Below are 16,579 nucleotides of genomic sequence, written 5' to 3' on the forward strand. Positions count from 1 at the left end.
TAGCGCATCAAGGACACCCCTTCAATAATCTAATAATTAATTCCTGTTTGTTTCTCGCCCTGTACTTATATTTCAAAGACTCAACTTTATCCTCAATAGTTCTTGGCGACAGTTTTAAGGCTTTGGCAATTTCCTTGGTAGTTCTTCCAGTCATCAGTAACTGTGCGCATTCAATTTCTCGAAGGCTTAGAGGGGTTTGCAATAAGGATTCTAAAAATAATGTTCGATTGCAAGTCGGAATACTGGTTTTGCTTAGGCTAATCAAATTGTCTTTCTTCTCGAACCCGAGCCGATTCTTATAAGCCAATGCCAGACATTCGTCTTCATTAACCTTCATCTGAAAATACTCAATAAAGCGTTCAAGTAAGTCCAGGTTGTTGATATAAGTTTGATAAACCTCTATGGAGGCTAGATGAGTGCCAAAATGAAAATAGTCAGCGTGGTCTGCCGTCTGCCTGACCAGGGTAAAGACATGTTTGAAGTTAAACTCTGCTGAGTCTTTTAACATGGCAGCAGTTAATCCTCGACAGTCTAACATATCCCAGACGATGTATTCTCCAAAATCAATGGCTTCTGACTTGATCTGAACACAGGGGTCGGCGTTGTAATATTCTTTTTCTGCATAATTAAGTACAAATTCAGGGTGATTGCAAAGCAAGGAAAAATTACTATTATTATAATTTCTGATATGGGAAAATGTGCTGATATTCAGATGCTGCAACGGTTCGCATAGTTTCTTTAATCGCTCTGTTTCCAGAAAGACGGGATGATTTTTAAGTTGATGCACAATGTTATTCATTGACTTTTTTTCCAGCAGGCTTCATTTGATTCTTTAATTCCATGGCCGCCGATAGTTCAAATCCAAATTTTTGATAGAATTCTTTGGCAGAAGTATTCCCAGGCCACACAAACAAACCTATCGAAACGTAGTTTCCATCTTTAATCCTGTCAATTAGATGATTCATCAGTTGACTGCCAATTTTCTGCTGCTGATACTGTGGATGGACACAAATGTCATAGAACATGCACATTTGCCCATCTTCTATGATTCTGCCAAAAGCAATTAACTGATCATCAATTTTGATATAAGCAACATGACTCGAAGCACTTAATACCCGTTCCCATTTTTCTGGAGAAGGGAAATAGTTTTTTCCCCAGCCAACGAGTTCAGTAAGCTGGTTAATTTCTTCAAAGGAAATATTTTGCTTTAATTTTTGTATATTGTATTTCATATGCATAGGAGGATTTGTTTGCAATGACATATTATACTTGTTGGTTGGTTAATTAATAACCGTATTTCTTCGGTAAAGACGTAATTATCACTATATTTTTGAGAGCCAGTATTTGAAGCAAGCAGAGGGTGAATGAGGCACGAAGTTCTGGAGTGCTTCACTTTGTTCGCAAAGACGGGTTGACGGGCGGGTATTATACCATTGTACCGTCATTGCGAGCCTTGCGAAGCAATCCAAATCGGAGTTTGATTGTTTTGGATTGCTTCGATGCATTCGCATAGACGAGGCCTGAGGCTGCTATTTACCGCTGACTAGTTTCTTCATTTTATCGCCAAGCGCATTTGCAGTATTTGGACAAACCTGTGATAGCTCCTTCGTATAATCGCCAAAACTGGCCCGGCCGCTTTCAACATCATAAAGCGCCCCAACGATGCCGATTTCATTTTGATCCAGCATAATACGTAAAATTTCGCTATCCTGGTATATTTGCTGCAGCGTGTTAGCAATGTTCAGCGAAGTGACATGGCCTACAAACTCCTCATTCTCCCCAGTGCGATTTTGAGTAGTTTCCGTTTCTGCATTAACAGCAGGTTTTATTTTGGCAAGTAATTCAGTGATGTGCCCTTTTTCAACATTATTACAGGCTGCCTGAATCGCACCGCAGCGTGTATGGCCGAGCACAACAATTAATTTAGCACCGACCACGTGGCAGGCATATTCTATACTGGCCAATACATCGTCATTGACAACATTTCCTGCCACACGCACACAGAACAGATCGCCGAAGCTCATGTCGAAGATAGTTTCAACTGGAACACGGGAATCGATACATCCGAGAACTACCGCCATTGGATGCTGGGTCTTGGCAGTTTGTTTGATATCAATTTTAGGATTACGGTGAATGCGGGTATCCTTAAGGAATCGTTGATTCCCTTCGCGCAGGAGATTCAACACTTCCACGGGCTCTATCGTAGCCAGCACGTCATAAGTAGTTACATTGATGAAATCAATATAATTATGGATATCATAATGCTCTTTGAAACCCATCAGGTTCAGGGAGATTTGTTTCATCGGCGCTTGTTCATCCTTAAATTCCTTAATCTGCTCAATGATTTCCTTATCGATGTAATTGGTGTATCGAGCATCGATAATCAATTGGGAGTTGCGCGGGATAGAGTTGAGTTCGCCTATCAGAGAGGCCTTATTCAGGAAAGAAATCTGCTGTGGGAGAATTAAACGGTTAACCACGCCATTAGGATAATTTTCCTTAATGATATCAAATCTTGCCTGGCTATTGGTTTTGAGAATAAAGAATAAACTAATTGCCAAACCAATGCTGATTCCAGCCAGCAAGTTGAAGGCAACAATGCTGACTACTGTTGCAATGAATGGAATAAATCGGTCCATTCCCTGCTCATAGACTGATTTGTAGATGGCAGGCTTGGTTAACTTATAACCCGTAAAAATTAGAATCACTGCCAAAGATGAAAGGGGGATTTTATTCAGCCACCCGGGAATCAGCATAACGGCTAGTAACAGGAAGATTCCATGGAAAATAGTGGACATTTTCGTTCTTGAGCCTGCCTGTACATTCACTGAAGTGCGAACGATTACTGAGGTAATTGGAATGGCACCCAGCAGCCCGGCAGTAAAATTACCGACACCCTGTGCCAGCAATTCCTGATCCTTGGAGCAGTAACGATGCTTTCTGTCGAGTTTTTCCCCTGCTTTAACATTGAGCAAGCTTTCAAGGGAAGCAACGATAGCTATGATGAAGGCATAGAGATAAACCTTTGGATTCGTCCAGGCCGACCAATTGGGATATTGCAATTGACTGAAGAAATCTGCCAGGCCATCATGTTTGGGGATATTTACCAGATGCGGATTATTCTGGGCAAGGGAAGAACCCATATTGATAAATATTTCATTCAATAAAATGCCGGCAAGCACGACAACGATTGGCGCTGGAATTCCCTGAAGCCAGGAATTCTTGGTTTTTTCAAAATAAAGCAATATGGCCAGCGAAATCAGGGAAATAATAATCGCGCCTGTATTGATATGGTAAGATAAGTCGGATAGCGGACTGATTGAAGCGCTTTCTGCGGTTTCCAGCAAATGGGCTTGCAGTTCCTTCAGTTCGGTAGATAATGTAAAGGTAAATGGAATCTGTTTAATAATGAGCAGGATACCAATAGCGCAGAGTAATCCCTGAACGACATTTGAGGGGACATAATCGGCCACAAATCCAGCTTTTAAAGTACCTACTATCACTTGCAACAGACCGGCGAGAACCAAAGCAAACAGGAAGGTGTTGAAATCGCCGAGTTGTGCAATAGCGGCCAGAACTACTGCGGCCATTCCTGCGGCGGGACCGCTCACGCTAACCTGCGAACCGCTGAGGCTGCCGACAACGATACCACCAATAATACCACTTAGAAGGCCTGAAAAAAGAGGGGCTCCTGATGCAAGTGCAATCCCAAGGCAAAGCGGTATGGCAACGAGAAACACAACAATTGCAGCTACCACATCAAATTTAAGACCTCGGCTTTTATAAACCCTTAATTTTCTCAAATTATTTGAAATACTCTCACTCATATGCTTTACAAAAAGGTAGATAGATTTCCCCAATGTTAGCGCAGTTTGCACATTTTGTTAACCCCTTTCTTTACAAAAAAGAAATATTTCTTAACTTGACACGTTTGTTTTCATTTGCAAGTTTAGGCTCTTGCTTATTTTTGGTTTTTGCGCATGTTAAAGTTTAAGCTGATATCGCTAACACAATTTGAGGGAATGTTAATCAAGTACGGCGATCAGCCTGAGCTTACATTTACCAGTTTCTGCTTTACAACAGAACATGGCCTTATTATGGCTGAATTTTTGGCCAAATATAAATTAATGCAAAGACTGACCTTTAAAAATTGCCAGTTTACTGGCCTATCATTCGAAAAAGTGGTTGACGCTTTGAGGGGGAAAGAGGGGATTGGCCTTTACTTCGTTGGAGACATAGTAATCCATAAAAGTTTGAAGTATCTGGCGCAACGATCTCTGCAATTGGTTGAGTTGGGTTTTCAAGGGGGCAAACCAATCGAGCTAATTGAAGCATTAAAAATTACTGAGTTTATTAAAGGCTGCCCGACACTTAAAAAAATAGCGCTTGCCCCACTCAGCGAGCAGGCTGTAAATGTATTATCCGATTTCTTTGAATCATCGAAAACGGTTACTGATCTGGAAATCAGAGATACTGGGTTTGCAAATCATTCGGGAGAAAAACTCGCTGAATTATTTGCAGCGAATGAAAGTATCCAACGTCTGGCCCTGTACAACTGCGATCTGGATAACGAATCGCTCGTAAAACAGGCCGCTGCGATGGCAGACAATTTCAGTTTACTTGAAATTAAAATTAACGATATCCGGCTCAGTATTGATAATGTACATCAATTTTTAATTACGCAGGATTATGAAGCTGTCCAGTCGTTAAGTACTATTGCAAGTCATCTTCATCGGAATCAGGCTCTTTCCTCCTTTTGGCCTCAAATTGAGCGAGCAACCGAGACTAGAGATATTCTAAAGACAGCTACTTTATTATCAGAGCTTGGAGACACCGATTGTCCACAGACAATGAAGTCTGAAATTATTGAAGGATTCTGGAATCTGCAAATAACCGATATACCAGTCAAAATGGCTCATTATCGCCTGATGTTGTGGCTATTGCGTGAAGAGCAAAGCAGTACATTTTGTCAGCAAATTATTCTGACCTGTGTTGAACAGCTTCAGGCCTATGAAAAACAATGTATTGTTGATCCGGCATCGATTCGGCTTGAACTTTATCAGGATGAAGAATCGCAGACAGGAACAAAAAGAATTGTCGATGTGACAGCTTTTATGGCGAAGCTATATGCGGAGCCCACATTAGCACTTTTGGAGAAAGATCAGGCGCTTCTCAACCGATATGCCTGGGATCTTAAAATCTGGTCTGTGCCCAATAACGTCTTGAATTTTTTCAAGTCTATCTGGAGTTCTGCAGGTCGATATCTAGAACCTGAGCCAGCAGCGCCTGCTGCAGACAATGCAGATGCTATGCATCCAAAGAGTTAATCAAGATTAGGAATTATACTACTTACTGCGGCTCGTTCGCAGTATCCAGCAATGACTAAACACTTTGCTTGAGCAGCAGTTTGGATATCGCGAACAAGTCGCGATACGTAGCGTTATGGAACTTCCAACACCCCCAACTCAGTCATTGCCTCTTCATCAATAATTGTCTCTCCCACTGGATGGGTTGTCAGCAGTCCTGATTCCAGGTTTTTAAATTGCCACAAATCCTGATCCATGAGTTGGCTGGGTTTGACGCTCTGCAAGGCGTGGAGAATATTGCTTGGTATTTTGGGGTTTTCTTCTGCAAGCTGATCAATTAATCTGCCAATTTTCTTTCTTGCCAGGTTTTCCTGAGAGCCGCAAAGGGTACAGGGAATGATCGGAAAGGCCTGCTCGTTGGCGAAATTGATAATATCTTTTTCCTGGACATAGCATAAAGGCCTGATAACGATATGTTTTTTGTTATCGCTCAAAAGTTTAGGGGGCATTGAACGAATATCACCGTTGTATAAGATAGACATCATCAATGTGCGGACCAAATCATCCCGGTGGTGGCCCAAAGCAATTTTAGTGAAGCCGTTTTCTTCAGCATAGCGGTAAATAATGCCACGTCTCAAGCGTGAGCAAAGGGAACAGTAGGTTTTACCTTCTGGGATTTTTTCTTTGACGATACTGTAAGTGTCACGGGTTAAAATTTCATAAGGGATTTCCTTTGCTTTTAACCAGGCATGCAGTGCTTTGTCATCCCAACCGGGCTGTGCCTGATCGAGAGTGAAGGCGAAAAGATCGAATTTATTGTTGGAACGGCGTTTTAAACTATGCAACAGGGTTAATAAGGTAAATGAATCCTTCCCGCCCGATAAACAAACCATAACCCGATCGCCACGCTGGATCATATTAAAATCGGCAATTGCTTTACCGGTATAATGCAAGAGTTTTTTTTCAACAAATGTGGGTGTCGATGACATAATATACAACCTGTAATTCAAAATTATTGTAGAAGAGCGTTGCTCCATCAGACTTTATCGCCGGATAAGCTTACATTATTAGGATTTTCGCCGTATCGGTGTTGGATTAGGTGGAAATGCATTGATCCGTGTCGTAGCCAGCCATGAATTCACTTCTTCGATATCGTTGGCGTTCAATGTTCCTGCCAGATATTTTAAATTCAACAGGGCATTAATCAGATCATACTGATCACTGGCAAGCTGACGCTGCGCTTCGAATAAACGTTGCTGCGCATTCACCACGTCCACCATGGTACGGGTACCTACCTGAAACTGTGCCTCAGTGCTTTCCAGAGAATTCTGGGTTGAAATAACAGTTTGCCTATCCGCTTTAACCTTGCTGATTCCGTCAATAATCGTATTAAAGGCAATACGGCTGTTTACCTCAACATCACGATAGGTCCTTTCCAGTTCCTCACTCGCTGTTTGAAAATCAAACTGAGCCTGACGGGTTTGTGACTGAACCAGTCCTCCCTGGAAAGCAGGAAAATTCAAGGCCAGGGCAACATTGGAATTACTTTGCCGGGAGGGAATGAAAAAAGAACCATTTCCAGCATCATTATGCGTTTGCCCGCTGTTTCCCTGCAAAGTCAGTGTTGGCCAGCTGCCAGCTGCCTGGGCTTTAATATTTTCACGCGCCGAAGCGAGATTGTATTTGGCGGCAAATAAATTGTAGTTCTGATCCAAGCCCAGATTAATCCATTCATCGACATTATCAGGTTCGGGTTTGATCAGCGGGATACGGCTGTCACGCAGGGGAGCAAGATATTCATACACATGATTTGTCAACTTGCGTAAATTTTCATTCTGGTTGATCTGATTATTACGTGCGCTAATCACTTCCGCAACGGATTGATCATAAGCGGCTTTCGCTTCATATACGGACGTAATCGCATCCAGACCCACCTTGAATCGTTGCTCGGCCTGATCAAGCTGCCTCTTGTTCGCCCGTTTCTTGGCTTCAGCAAAATTAAGCGTATCCCTGGCCAGCAATACATCAAAATAGGCTTTAGCCGTTCGTAAAATCAAATCCTGCGCCGAATTATTAAAAGTAGCCTGCGCCGCTTTAACAGAGGCTTTTGCCTGCTGGACTTTTGCCCAGGCCTGATAATTAAATACGGCCTGGGAAGCAGTCACCTGCCATTGGTTGCTATTATATGTTTGCTCGATGTTTGTGCCCTGGCTTCTGACATCCTCACGGTTCCTGGCGACCTGTGCTGTGGTCGTCAACTGAGGATAAAGTGCAGCGCGCGCCTGGGGAAGCGCTTCGTTACTGGACATGTAAGTGCTGTATGCCTGCTTGAAAACAGGATCATTTTCCAGTGCCTGATGATAAATATCCATCAAATCAGCGGAATAGGAAATCGTGCATAAACCCACACTCAAAAGACAGCTTAAAAGCGTTTTTTTCATTGAGCAAGTCCTAGAAAACAAATTCTTTGGGTTTTAGTCTATCCACCAATGAAGGGATATTGGTATCAAACAGGAAAGTTTCCTGCCACTGGTTATTATGATCGAGAGTATGTAACTGGCATTGCATTACCGGATCCCGGCCTACGATCGTAATCATTTTCCCGCCGGGAAGGAGCTGCAACCGAAGCGTTTCAGTCACTTTTTCAATCGCACCAGTAAAGATAATGACTTCGTAGGGGGCTTTATCCAGCCATCCGCGGCTTGCGTCGCCAGTAATTAATTCAACATTATCCACCTGATGGCTCTGCAGATTTTTCTGAGCCATATTTGTAAAATCGGAATAATAGTCAATAGAGATTACTTTCTTGCAAAGTTTGCTGAGCAATGCAGTAAAAAAGCCTGTGCCTGTACCCACTTCCAGCACTGTTTCATTTCCGTGCAGCTTTAAGGCTTGGAGAATGGAACCTTCTTCCAGGGGGGTAAGCATACGTTGGCCATGTGCTAAAGGGATTTGCATATCGGAGTAAGCAAACTCCTGCATATTTCGAGGCACAAATTCGTGGCGAGGGAACTTGTCATACAGAGCCAGGATTCTTTCATTTAAAACATCACCGGTTCTTAGTTGCTGCTTGACCATGTTTATTCGAGCGTTTTGACTAATCATTGAAATCTTACCATCTACCTGAAGTGATATAGGGTTTTGTTGAACCTAGGTTAAAACGTTAGTGGCATTTTAGCAAGATTTACCATCAGGTGCGATTACTATCGGCATAATAATTCACTCTTTTTTGAATAATGCAGCAATTACGTCATTGAACCCGCCGCTTCTAGTGCACAATGCTAGAATTTGTTATGATTGCCTCAGTTTTTTATACTTGGGGAGAACAGCGTGCTTGAACGGTTTTTGGATCATTTGCATTCCGAAATAAATAACCTTAAAAAAGAAGGTTTATATAAGTCCGAACGAATCATTAGCAGCCAGCAGCAAGCCGATATCGAGGTCAATGGAAAAGAGGTCGTTAACCTCTGTGCCAATAACTATCTCGGGCTGGCCAATAGTCCCGAGCTGATTGCTGAAGGCCAGAATGCCTTGCAAACCTATGGATATGGAATGGCTTCAGTTCGTTTTATCTGCGGAACGCAAACACCTCACAAACTACTTGAGGCAAAGATCAGTGAGTTTTTAGGAACTGAGGATACCATTCTTTATTCATCTTGCTTCGATGCGAATACCGGTCTGTTTGAGACCTTGCTGGGTGAAGAGGATGCGATCATCAGCGATTCGCTGAACCATGCCAGTATTATTGATGGCGTGCGTTTATGCAAGGCTGCTCGTTATCGGTATGCAAACAATGATATGAAAGATCTTGAGCAACAATTAATTGCTGCCCGGAACGCTCGTTTCAGATTAATTGCAACGGATGGCGTTTTTTCTATGGACGGCATCATTGCCAATCTTCCTGCCATCTGTGAGCTCGCTGACAAATACGATGCCATGGTAATGGTGGATGACTCCCATGCAGTCGGTTTTATGGGTGAAACCGGGCGCGGTACACCGGAATATTGCGGTGTAGCTGATCGCATCGATATCATTACCGGTACACTTGGTAAAGCACTTGGCGGCGCCTCGGGAGGGTATACTTCTTCCAATGCCCTTATTATTGACTGGTTAAGGCAGCGTTCAAGACCGTATCTGTTTTCCAATACACTGGCTCCGGTTATTGCCCAATGTTCCATTGCCGTTCTTAACCGCCTGGAGCAAAGTAATGAACTGGCAAATAAAGTAAAACGAAATGGACAGTATTTCCGTAAAGCAATGACTCAATTGGGCTTTGACCTGGTGCCTGGTGAGCATCCTATTATTCCGGTAATGCTTGGTGATGCTGCGCTGGCCGGTAAAATGGCCGATTTATTACTGGCTGAGGGCATTTATGTGATTGGTTTCTCTTATCCAGTCGTACCAAAAGGGAAGGCCCGAATCAGAACTCAGATGTCAGCCGGTCACGAAATCCATCATTTAGATCGCGCTATTGAAGCCTTTGCCAAAATTGGCAGACAACTTGGGGTTATTAAGTAAGTATTAATCCAACCAATAAATATACAGATGAGTTGATGGGAGAACTATGAAATCACTGGTTAAAGCCAAACCTGAGCCTGGCATATGGATGCAGGATGTACCTGTACCAGAATACGGTGTGAATGATGTGTTAATACAAATTCATAAAACTGCAATTTGCGGAACGGATATCCATATTTATTCCTGGGATGAATGGGCGCAGGCAACTATCCCTGTACCAATGACAGTAGGTCATGAGTTTTATGGCGAAATCGTTGAAGTTGGCCGCGAGGTTCAGGGCTTAAAACCAGGCCAAAGAGTATCAGGCGAGGGGCACATTACTTGTGGAATGTGCCGTAATTGCCGTGCTGGCAAGCGCCATCTCTGCCGCAATACTCTCGGTGTTGGCGTCAATCGCCCGGGCTGTTTTGCTGAATATCTGGCAATGCCTGCCAGCAATGTGCTGGTTCTCCCGGATGATATAAGCGGTGATCAGGCCTCTATTCTGGATCCTTTTGGCAATGCGACGCATTGCGCGCTTGCTTTTGATGTCGTCGGAGAGGACGTACTCATTACCGGTGCCGGTCCGATTGGTATCATGGCTGTTGCCATCGTGCGTCATATTGGTGCCCGTCATGTAGTCATTACGGATGTCAATGATCACCGCCTGGAATTAGCACGGAAGATGGGTGCAACGGCAGCTGTCAATGTGAAATACCGTTCAATTAAAGAGGTCATGGAAGAGCTGGGCATGCAGGAAGGCTTTGACGTGGGTCTGGAAATGTCCGGCAATCCCATGGCCTTAAATGACATGATGAAAGTAATGAACCATGGCGGCCATGTGGCCATGCTGGGCATTCCCCCCCAGGAAACCGCCATTGACTGGAACCAGGTCATTTTCAAAGGATTGGTGATTAAGGGAATTTATGGACGAGAAATGTTTGAAACCTGGTACAAAATGATAGCGATGCTGCAAAGCGGCTTGAATATTTCCCCGGTAATTACCCACCACTTCCCTGTAGATGCCTACCAGGATGCTTTTCAGATTATGGCTTCTGGTCAATCTGGAAAAGTTATTCTGGATTGGTTATGAGTGCATAAGTTGAATTGAAAAGAATGAGAGTATAATGGCGCAATATATTTTTACGATGAATCGCGTAAGTAAGCTGGTAGATAATCAGAAGACAATCCTCAAAGATATCTCGCTCAGTTTTTACCCGGGAGCCAAAATTGGCGTATTAGGTTTGAATGGTTCGGGAAAGTCCACTCTTCTAAAAATCATGGCTGGCGTGGATCAGAACTTTGAAGGGGAAGCAAGACCTCAACCAGGGATCCGCATTGGCTATCTGGCTCAGGAGCCTGAACTGGATCCTGAAAAAACGGTAAAAGCGGTGGTGGAGGAAGGTGTTGCCTCTATCAAGGAAAAGCTGACCCAGTTTGATGAAATCAGCATGCGCTTTGCAGAGCCAATGAGTGATGAGGAGATGAACAGTCTTCTTGAAAAGCAGGGTGAGCTGCAAAATGAAATTGAAGCCTGCGGCGGCTGGGATTTGGATCGGAAGCTCGATATTGCTGCTGATGCCTTACGTTTGCCGGATTGGGATACCAAAGTAGAGCAACTTTCCGGTGGAGAGCGCCGCCGTGTAGCGCTTTGCAGATTATTGCTGTCCAGTCCAGATATGCTGTTACTGGATGAGCCGACTAACCATCTGGATGCGGAAAGCGTTGCCTGGCTAGAGCGATACCTGGAAGAGTTCCAGGGCACGGTTGTGGCAGTTACCCATGATCGTTATTTCCTTGATAATGCGGCAGAATGGATCCTTGAGCTGGATAGGGGCGAAGGTATTCCTTACAAAGGAAATTACAGTTCATGGCTTGAGCAGAAAGAAGCCCGGCTGGCAATGGAAGAAAAACAGCAGGCCGGTCATGAGCGTGCTTTGAAAGCAGAGCTGGAGTGGGTTAGAACCTCTCCCAAAGGAAGGCATGCCAAAAGCAAGGCAAGGCTTGCCCGTTATGAAGAAATGCGTTCAAAAGAGTTCCAGAAACGCAATGAAACCAATGAGTTGTATATTCCACCTGGTGAACGTCTGGGTGATTTGGTTATCGAAGCCAAAAATATTTCAAAAGCCTATGGCGATCGCCTGCTGATTGATGGTTTGAGTTTTCAGTTACCCAAAGGTGGTATATTGGGTATTATTGGTCCAAATGGCGCAGGTAAATCAACCTTCTTGAAAATGATCACTGGAGAGGAACAACCTGACTCCGGCGAAATCCGCATTGGAGAAACAGTGAATCTTGCCCATGTGAATCAGTTCCGTGATCATCTGGATGACAGCAAAACCGTCTGGCAAGAAATTTCAGATGGCTTGGACATTATGCAGGTGGGTTCTTTTCAAATGCCATCGCGAGCTTATGTGGGGCGATTTAATTTCAAGGGTACTGATCAGCAGAAGAAGTTGTCCCAGCTTTCCGGGGGAGAGCGAAACCGGGTCCATTTAGCCAAGTTGCTGAAAAGCGGGGGAAATGTGCTGCTTCTTGACGAACCCAGTAACGATCTGGACGTCGAAACCTTGCGTTCATTGGAGGAGGCTATTTTAAACTTCCCTGGATGTGCAATCGTTATTTCCCACGATCGCTGGTTCCTGGATCGTATTTGCACGCATTTAATGGCCTTTGAGGGAGACTCTCAGGTTACATTTGTTGAAGGTAATTATAGCGATTACGAAGCCGACAGGAAGAAACGGCTTGGCGATGAGGCAAATCGTCCTTCACGGATTAAATATCGCCGCTTGAAACATTGATGAGGATGGGTTGATTGGATTTATCTTAACTATGGGTTCCGCGGACAGGCCGCGGAACGTAGGGACATCTCGTGCCGCGTTATGCAGCTTCTAGTGCTACGTCCTGCGGCTTGTCCGCAGGAACCAGGCTGTTGGATTCCGCGGACAAGCCGCGGAACGTAGAGGCTATGATTTTCTCTTGTGGAGATTTCTAAATATGAATAAGTTGTTTTGGCTGGGGTTATCGTGCTCCGTGAGTTTAACCGGTTGTGTTGAGTTCGATGAATCAACCTACATTACCGATGACGTAGGGAAGGTACACCATACCATTCACTATACCAAGGACAAACGAGGGCGGGATCATTTTCCGGTAAAGGCTGCTGCCACAGGAAGAAAGCAGTTTATCTTTGATCCAAAAGCCTATGCCTGGGCTGCATACGATGAGGAAGGTAATCGGGTCATGACCGGTGCTGCCTCTGGCGGTAAAGACTTCTGTGAAGATGTAGGCCAGCCATGCCGAACGGTCACAGGTACTTTCCGTGTCTATAATAAACGGGGCATTAACTGCCTTTCGGGCGAGTATCCTGTAGAAACGACAGGGGGCGCCAAGATGCCTTATTGCATGTATTTCTATCGCGGATTTACTATCCATGCAGGCTATGAAGTGCCTTATGCCAATTCAAGCCATGGTTGTGTCCGTGTATTTCCCAGTGCTGCCAAATGGTTAAATGAGCAGTTCATGACGATCGGAACCGGGGTAACAATTCTGCCTTATTCTGATGATGAAACCACCACAGGCTAATGCCATCTGTATCTATTGATCTGAGCTGCTTTTTATTGCCTAACATGTAATTATTTTGTACAATTACTGCAAGTAAATTAGAAAGTAGTTCAGATGACCCAGAAAGAAATTCTTGAAGCAATACTTGCAGCCTTGAAGCAAGGCAATCTTCCCCTAGCGAGGACGTTCATCAATTCGAAAAAGGATGCCCCCGATTCTAATACCCTGGCTGCTGTTATGGATCAGGCTGCCCATCAGGGTTTTTGGGGCATAATTCAAGACATATGCCAAATTCAAGGGGACAATCAGCCCGATCAGGAAGCAGTACATAAAATTTTATTGCATGCAGTTATGGCTGATCGTCTGGAATTCTTTCAGCTCATCTGCAGAGTGACTGGCAAAAACAAACCAGGCCAGCAAACGATGGATGAGGCCTTGGAAATGGCTTTGCAGCAGAAGACTTTAAAACATAACTGGGATGTGATTCATTTTATTCTCTTTGAACTGAGACCAGAGGATAACCACCCCGGGCAAGCTATGGTGGATAAGGTGTTCAGGCATGCTGCAGCTGAAGGCTATTGGGGTGTCGTTGAAAAACTGTGCCAACCGAATGCAAAGAATAAGCCCAGCCAAGTGGCTGTGGATGAGGTTTTACTGAGGGCAGTAGGCGTAGATCGTCTGGACTCTTTTAAACAAATCTGTGGAATGACTGGCGGAAATAGACCAAGTAAGCAAGGGATTGAAGATGCTTTGCGCAAGGCTTATTCGCAAAGAAATTTGAAGAGTGCATGGGCATTTGTCGAGTTCATCCTTTTCGAACTGAAACCGGATGATGCCCAACCCGGGCAAGCCTTGGTGGATGAGGTGTTTAAGTATGCTGCAAATAATGGCTATTGGCCTACTGTCGAAAAACTCTGTCAACCGGCTGCAAGAAATAAACCCAGCCAGGCAGCAGTCGATGCGATTTTACTAAAGGCAGTGGGCGTTGATCGTCTGGACACTGTTAAAGTGATTTGTGGAATGGCTAGTGGAAATAAGCCAAGCAAGCAAGGGATTGAAAATGCTTTGCGCAAGGCTTACAAGGAAATGTATTTGAAGAATGCATGGTCATCTGTCGAATTCATCCTACTCGAACTGAAACCGGATGATGCCCAACCCGGGCAAGCCTTGGTGGATGAGGTGTTTAAGTATGCTGCAAATAATGGCTATTGGCCTACTGTCCAAAAACTCTGTCAACCGGCTGCAAGAAATAAACCCAGCCAGGCAGCGGTCGATGCGGTTTTACTAAAGGCAGTAGGCGTCGATCGTCTGGACACTGTTAAATTGATTTGTGGAATGGCTGGTGAAAATAGGCCAAGCAAGCAAGGGATTGAAAATGCTTTGCGCAAGGCTTATAAGGAAATGTATTTGAAGTATGCATGGTCAACCGTCGAATTCATCCTATTCGAACTGAAATCGAATGATGCCCAACCCGGGCAAGCATTGGTGGACGAGGTGTTTAAATATGCTGCAAATAATGGCTATTGGCCTACTGTCCAAAAACTCTGTCAACCGGATGTAAGAAATAGACCCAGCCAGGCAGCGGTTGATGCGGTTTTATTGAGGGCAGTAGGCGCTGATAGTCTGCACACTGTTAAAGCCATTTGTGGAATGACTGGCGAAAACAAGCCAAGCCAGGAGGGAATTAACAATGCCCTGAGGAAAGCACACACTGATAGAGGTTTAAGCAATGACTGGACCATAGTGGAAGTTATTTGTGCTATGCAATCGGATAACCAACCTGAAAAAGACTATGTGGAAGAAGCCTATTACATAGCGGCTAATTATGGATATTGGCAATTGATTAATAAATTGTCGCAAATGACGGGAAATAATAAACCGGATCAGGAGGCGGTAGAGCGAGTGTTTGTTCGGGCTGCCGGTAGAAATGTAATCAATACTGTGAAGGTATTATGTCAACTCGAAACTGAACGCTCCCCTCGTGCAGAGGCTATATCTCAGGCCTTTATTGCTGCAGCGAAAGTGGGAGGACTTGATGTTATTCGTTTTCTCGATGAACTACCCGCCGAAAAAAAACCGGATTCTAAAACGCTTAAGGACGCTTTTATTGCCGCAGCTCTCGGCGGTCATGTTAATGTAGTCAAGGACCTCTATGGGCATCCTGGACTTGAGCTGGATCAGGCGTTAATTAATGAAGCAGTGATGAATGCCGCCAGTTTGGGAAAGGGTGTCGACGTTCTGGAATTTTTCTATGAAGAAGGACAAACAGTTCTTCCTGATGAGCAAACCAAAATCAATGCGTTTAATAAAGCAATTACGAAAGGCTCCTATGAAGTAGTGCGCTGGTTGATTAAGAATGGCAATCTTGACCAAATGGTTATCGATCAAGGTTTGATCACTGCAGTCAAATCGCCATTTTACGGTTATCTAATGGTTGAATTTCTCCTTAATAGAGCAAACCCAATCGTACCGGGTGAAGCCGCTGTTAGGACCGCTTTAAAGCAAATACCTCCGGACGTCGATCGGAACATAGAGCCAATGTTAAAGAAATTTCTTAAGGAGCTGGGAGCAAAGAAAAATAAAGAAACTTCACCCCCGACACCCCCAACCGCTGAGGAAGCGGAACACCGCAGGTTTCAAGTGGCTGTTTTAGAGAATGATATAGCAAATGTAAAATTAATTTGTTCACAAATTGGGACAAACAATATAAAGCTGGTGGATGTTAAACGAGCCATGAAAGGCGCTCCCTCCCCTGAAATGAAGAAGTGTTTGCAGGATGCTGAAAAAATATTGAAATTGCATGAGCGCATTGCTGGACTCAAAGCTTATGGCGAAAATTTGCAGAAAGAACGCAGAAGCAGTGGGGACGGGGATACTGCCGTAAGTTATGCAGAAAAGTTATCTGAGGATACCAAAAGTTACACTAAGGACTTGTTTAGTAATGCAAATGTGAAGCCGGCGCAGGCTACATTTTCGAAAACATTGAAAGATGCATACAGTGAGACCAACAATCATAGCGCTGAATGGAAGTTGTGGCTGAAGAAAATAGCCCTTGCGGCCACTGTTATAGGTGCATTGATTAGTGGGTATAAGAATAAAGGCTTTTTTAATACCCGGACTCAGCGGCAAACGGAGTTGGCTAAAATCAGAGAGGAGTATGCTGAGCTAACTGGAGAGAAGCCTGATTTTAAATAAAAAATCTTCGTTATTGAAGA

12 protein-coding genes are annotated in these 16,579 nt (G+C 44.1%); 6 read left to right on the forward strand and 6 right to left on the reverse strand.

Translation table 11 applies throughout. The features are described 5' to 3' along the window. Positions 1 to 7 precede the first annotated feature (7 nt). The 3 genes from DYH42_RS05060 to DYH42_RS05070 all read right to left on the reverse strand — a co-directional run bounded on the left by DYH42_RS05060 (position 8) and on the right by DYH42_RS05070 (position 3,827). Positions 8 to 799, reverse strand: coding sequence for a helix-turn-helix transcriptional regulator (locus DYH42_RS05060; RefSeq protein ID WP_058524637.1), 792 nt, complete (start codon positions 797 to 799; stop codon positions 8 to 10). Next, a complete protein-coding gene (locus DYH42_RS05065) occupies positions 792 to 1,262 on the reverse strand; it encodes a GNAT family N-acetyltransferase (RefSeq protein ID WP_058524636.1) in 471 nt (156 codons plus the stop codon). The genes DYH42_RS05060 and DYH42_RS05065 overlap by 8 nt, the downstream gene beginning before the upstream one ends. 267 nt (positions 1,263 to 1,529) lie before the next feature. Beyond that, the gene (locus DYH42_RS05070; RefSeq protein ID WP_058524635.1) at positions 1,530 to 3,827 is read right to left on the reverse strand and encodes a bifunctional SulP family inorganic anion transporter/carbonic anhydrase; all 2,298 of its coding nucleotides are present in this window, start codon (positions 3,825 to 3,827) and stop codon (positions 1,530 to 1,532) included. A gap of 153 nt (positions 3,828 to 3,980) precedes the next feature. Here DYH42_RS05070 and DYH42_RS05075 point away from each other — a divergent pair, with 153 nt between their 5' ends. After that, a complete protein-coding gene (locus DYH42_RS05075) occupies positions 3,981 to 5,327 on the forward strand; it encodes a leucine-rich repeat domain-containing protein (RefSeq protein ID WP_058524634.1) in 1,347 nt (448 codons plus the stop codon). A gap of 113 nt (positions 5,328 to 5,440) precedes the next feature. Here DYH42_RS05075 and ttcA read toward each other — a convergent pair whose 3' ends face one another. From ttcA to DYH42_RS05090, 3 genes are all read right to left on the reverse strand, one after another. Then, positions 5,441 to 6,295 carry a tRNA 2-thiocytidine(32) synthetase TtcA gene (gene ttcA, locus DYH42_RS05080; RefSeq protein WP_058524633.1) on the reverse strand — a complete coding sequence of 285 codons (855 nt, stop codon included), beginning with the start codon at positions 6,293 to 6,295 and terminating at the stop codon, positions 5,441 to 5,443. Positions 6,296 to 6,373: 78 nt separating this feature from the next. Next, entirely contained in the window at positions 6,374 to 7,747 is a 1,374-nt protein-coding gene (locus DYH42_RS05085; protein WP_058524632.1) for a TolC family outer membrane protein, read from the reverse strand. A 10-nt stretch (positions 7,748 to 7,757) separates the two neighbouring features. After that, on the reverse strand, positions 7,758 to 8,411 hold the full coding sequence (locus tag DYH42_RS05090) for a protein-L-isoaspartate O-methyltransferase family protein (RefSeq protein WP_058524631.1): 654 nt from the start codon (positions 8,409 to 8,411) through the stop codon (positions 7,758 to 7,760). A 225-nt stretch (positions 8,412 to 8,636) separates the two neighbouring features. Between DYH42_RS05090 and DYH42_RS05095 the strand changes: the two genes are divergently transcribed. The 5 genes from DYH42_RS05095 (at position 8,637) to DYH42_RS05115 (ending at position 16,559) form a co-directional block, all read left to right on the forward strand. Beyond that, positions 8,637 to 9,824: a glycine C-acetyltransferase gene (locus tag DYH42_RS05095; protein ID WP_058524630.1), complete on the forward strand. Its 1,188-nt coding sequence runs from the start codon at positions 8,637 to 8,639 to the stop codon at positions 9,822 to 9,824. A gap of 46 nt (positions 9,825 to 9,870) precedes the next feature. Then, positions 9,871 to 10,896, forward strand: a complete 1,026-nt coding sequence (gene tdh, locus DYH42_RS05100; RefSeq protein ID WP_058524629.1) for an L-threonine 3-dehydrogenase — start codon at positions 9,871 to 9,873, stop codon at positions 10,894 to 10,896. A 34-nt stretch (positions 10,897 to 10,930) separates the two neighbouring features. Next, positions 10,931 to 12,604, forward strand: coding sequence for an energy-dependent translational throttle protein EttA (gene ettA / locus DYH42_RS05105; RefSeq protein WP_058524628.1), 1,674 nt, complete (start codon positions 10,931 to 10,933; stop codon positions 12,602 to 12,604). 196 nt (positions 12,605 to 12,800) lie between these two features. Then, positions 12,801 to 13,385: a L,D-transpeptidase gene (locus DYH42_RS05110; RefSeq protein ID WP_058524627.1), complete on the forward strand. Its 585-nt coding sequence runs from the start codon at positions 12,801 to 12,803 to the stop codon at positions 13,383 to 13,385. A gap of 93 nt (positions 13,386 to 13,478) precedes the next feature. After that, entirely contained in the window at positions 13,479 to 16,559 is a 3,081-nt protein-coding gene (locus tag DYH42_RS05115; RefSeq protein WP_058524626.1) for an ankyrin repeat domain-containing protein, read from the forward strand. The last annotated feature ends 20 nt before the right edge of the window (positions 16,560 to 16,579 follow it).

This window comes from Legionella birminghamensis, assembly GCF_900452515.1.
GTDB classification, from domain to species: Bacteria; Pseudomonadota; Gammaproteobacteria; order Legionellales; family Legionellaceae; genus Legionella_C; species Legionella_C birminghamensis.

What these genes read in the sequence shown, in the direction of transcription:
- ettA (WP_058524628.1), top strand. Translation starts at nt 10,931, where the DNA reads ATGGCGCAATATATTTTTACGATGAATCGCGTAAGTAAGCTGGTAGAT.
- DYH42_RS05075 (WP_058524634.1), top strand. Translation starts at nt 3,981, where the DNA reads ATGTTAAAGTTTAAGCTGATATCGCTAACACAATTTGAGGGAATGTTA.
- tdh (WP_058524629.1), top strand. Translation starts at nt 9,871, where the DNA reads ATGAAATCACTGGTTAAAGCCAAACCTGAGCCTGGCATATGGATGCAG.
- DYH42_RS05065 (WP_058524636.1), bottom strand. Translation starts at nt 1,262, where the DNA reads ATGTCATTGCAAACAAATCCTCCTATGCATATGAAATACAATATACAA.
- DYH42_RS05070 (WP_058524635.1), bottom strand. Translation starts at nt 3,827, where the DNA reads ATGAGTGAGAGTATTTCAAATAATTTGAGAAAATTAAGGGTTTATAAA.
- ttcA (WP_058524633.1), bottom strand. Translation starts at nt 6,295, where the DNA reads ATGTCATCGACACCCACATTTGTTGAAAAAAAACTCTTGCATTATACC.
- DYH42_RS05060 (WP_058524637.1), bottom strand. Translation starts at nt 799, where the DNA reads ATGAATAACATTGTGCATCAACTTAAAAATCATCCCGTCTTTCTGGAA.
- DYH42_RS05090 (WP_058524631.1), bottom strand. Translation starts at nt 8,411, where the DNA reads ATGATTAGTCAAAACGCTCGAATAAACATGGTCAAGCAGCAACTAAGA.
- DYH42_RS05115 (WP_058524626.1), top strand. Translation starts at nt 13,479, where the DNA reads ATGACCCAGAAAGAAATTCTTGAAGCAATACTTGCAGCCTTGAAGCAA.
- DYH42_RS05110 (WP_058524627.1), top strand. Translation starts at nt 12,801, where the DNA reads ATGAATAAGTTGTTTTGGCTGGGGTTATCGTGCTCCGTGAGTTTAACC.
- DYH42_RS05085 (WP_058524632.1), bottom strand. Translation starts at nt 7,747, where the DNA reads ATGAAAAAAACGCTTTTAAGCTGTCTTTTGAGTGTGGGTTTATGCACG.